This window comes from Flavobacterium sp. (assembly GCF_013823965.1).
Taxonomy (GTDB): Bacteria; Bacteroidota; Bacteroidia; order Flavobacteriales; family Flavobacteriaceae; genus Flavobacterium.
The window spans coordinates 1-1,620 of the sequence record NZ_PNNA01000053.1 but is presented as its reverse complement, the minus strand read 5'-3'; the positions used below and the strand labels follow the sequence as shown (position 1 = coordinate 1,620).

At 37.2% G+C, this 1,620-nt stretch carries 1 protein-coding gene; it reads right to left on the bottom strand.

What is annotated here, in order from left to right; genetic code table 11:
- The coding region (locus tag C0430_RS05880; RefSeq protein ID WP_290866488.1) for a CarD family transcriptional regulator at positions 1-1,620 on the bottom strand (1,620 nt) is incomplete at both ends.

Here is a 1,620-nt window from a genome sequence, read left to right as displayed (position 1 = left end):
ATAGAAACTGGCATATCTTTCAATCGTTCTGTAAAAGTTCTGTAATGTTGGTAGGCCAGAATAGTTGTAGGAACTAATATCGCAACTTGTTTACTGTTGTCGACTGCTTTGAAAGCCGCACGAATGGCAACTTCCGTTTTACCAAAACCAACATCTCCACAAACCAAGCGATCCATTGGACGATCGCTTTCCATATCAGCTTTTACTTCTGCAGTTGATTTGGTTTGGTCCGGCGTATCTTCGTAAATAAACGAGCTTTCTAGTTCGTTTTGCAAATAACTATCAGGCGCAAACTGAAATCCTTTCTCCAGTCTTCTTTTGGCATACAATTGAATCAAATTGAATGCAATATGCTTGACGCGTGCCTTGGTTTTTTGTTTTAAAATCTTCCAAGCATTCGAACCCAATTTGTAAATTTTAGGAGGCGTTCCGTCTTTTCCGTTGTATTTTGAAATTTTGTGCAGCGAATGAATACTCACATACACAATGTCATTATCGGCATACACGAGCTTGATCGCTTCTTGTGTTTTGCCTTCGACTTGTATTTTTTGCAATCCTCCAAAACGTCCAATTCCGTGATCGATGTGTGTCACATAATCACCAACAGACAAAGTTGTGAGTTCTTTTAAAGTGATATTCTGTTTTTTCGAATAGCCATTTTTGATGCTGAATTTATGGTAGCGTTCAAAAATTTGATGGTCGGTGTAACAGGTTATTTGGTTTTCCTCGTCGATAAATCCTTGGTACAAAGGCAAAACAACGGTATGATATTGTTTTCTGATATTCTCCGAATTGGCCTCATCCAAGGTTTCGAAAATATCATGAAATCGTTTGGCTTGAGCATCATTGGAACAAAACAAATAATTTTTGTAGCCGTTGAAATGATTTTCATTCAGATTATTCAACAACAAATCAAATTGTTTGTTGAATGACGGTTGCGGCTGAATGTGGTATTCGAATTTTTTGTTAGTTCTAAAAATAGGTTTCGAACTCAATTCCACAATCGAGAAATCCAACGCTCTTTTTATAAATTCGGTTTGATTCAAGAACAATTTTTCTGGAGACGACCGTTTTATTTCCTGCGACAATTTTGCGAAAGCTTCTTCGGCTTTGCCAAATTGTTTATCCAATTGCAATAAAAAATCTTCGGTGTTTTGAATAAAAATTACTGTTTTCTCCGAAATATAATCCAAGAAACTTTCTCGGTTTTCCTGAAAAACTTTGTTTTCCACATTTGGGATTATTGTAATCTTTTTTTGCGTTTCAATAGACAATTGCGTGGCAACATCAAACGTACGGATGCTCTCGACTTCATCTCCAAAAAACTCAATTCGGTACGGATTATCATTCGAAAATGAAAATACATCGACAATTCCTCCACGAACCGAAAATTCTCCGGGTTCTGTAATGAAATCAACTCTTTTGAATTCGTATTCGAACAAAACTTCATTGATAAAGTCGATCGAAATCTTATCCCCAACAGCAACTTTCAACGTGTTTTTATCCAATTCTTTTCGAGTCACCACTTTCTCGAAAAGCGCTTCTGGATACGTGACAATAACGGCGGGTTTCTTGCGGGAATTGATTCGGTTTAACACCTCGGCGCGAAGCAAAACATTC